Source organism: Acidithiobacillus sp. TH-A36 (genome assembly GCF_057473445.1).
The window spans coordinates 1-1161 of the sequence record NZ_JBYCKP010000232.1; the positions used below are offsets into that span (position 1 = coordinate 1).

Below are 1161 nucleotides of genomic sequence, written 5' to 3' on the forward strand. Positions count from 1 at the left end.
CGTCGCGACTGAAGCTTAAGCCCTTGGACAGAAAACGGCGGATAATATCGCCGTCGAGCATGGTTACCGCACGTTCATCCTCCGCTTCGAGCTGTCGTACCAACATCCCGGCCAGCGTACTTTTGCCGCTGGCAGAAAGGCCCGTAAACCAGATGACCAGCCCGCGTCGATCTGCGCCACGATAAGCCTGACGTAAAATCCTGATCACCTCCGGGGGGGAAAACCATTCGGGAATCTCTTCACGGTTGGCGAGCTTGCGGCGTAATTCGGTACCCGAGATGCCTGCCAGGGCTTCGCCATTGGCTTCGCTGACCGGGACATATTGCTGCCGGGTAGGGGAATAGGCGAATTCCGGAAGGAATATGCCGGAAATGCCCATTTCCTGTGCGTGCCGGGCAAACAGTTCCTGGGCAGCAAAAGTGGGATAAAACAGGCCACCAACCGGCGCGCCAGGGTCTGCATGGCCCCGCCCGATAATGAAGTGGGTCGCACCAAAATTGCGCCGGATCAGAGCGTGCCACAGAGCTTCCCGAGGCCCAGCCATCCGCATGGCCAAGGGCAGGGGGGAAAGCAGTGCCCGCCCCTGCGGATAATGATCCAGAACGGCGCGATACACCCGCATGCGATAGGCGGCCTCTATGTCTCCGGGTTTGGTGGGCCCGATGGCGGGGTGCAGCAAGAGTTTGGCACCGGTTCCGGCCTGTTCAAGACCGGCCCGGGTGACGGCAATGTGGGCATGGTGCAGAGGATTGCGGGTCTGGAAGGCAACCACCGGATGCTGTTCCGTCCACTGTGCGCGCAACTGCGCGGGAGTCTGATATTCTGGCGGAAATTCTACCGCTGCAGCACGGCTGAGCGTCTGGGCATCCCAGGGTGTGACAGCACCTCCCACATACCAGGAACCCCGGCCAAACAGTTCTGCTACCCCGGGATGGTTTCTGTCCGCGCTGCCGTAAACCGCCTCGGCCTCCAGTTTTTTGTCTGGTTGATAACACTCCGAGACCGTCAAGGCGGCGAGTGGTGTGCCGTCGCTGCGTTCCAGGCGCAAACGGTCACCCGCGCGCAAAGTAGTGCCCAGCGCATCCTCTACATCCAGCACGACGGGAATGGGCCAGAGTGTCCCATCCTGAAGGCGCATATTTTCCACCACCGATTGCCAGT

The 1161-nt window shown here is 60.6% G+C and carries 1 protein-coding gene; it reads right to left on the minus strand.

The window, feature by feature from the left end; translation table 11 throughout:
* A partial coding sequence (locus AC2VLY_RS06075) for an adenylyl-sulfate kinase (protein ID WP_486921939.1) occupies positions 1-1138 on the minus strand: 1138 nt, incomplete at its 3' end.
* Between the last annotated feature and the right edge of the window lie 23 nt (positions 1139-1161).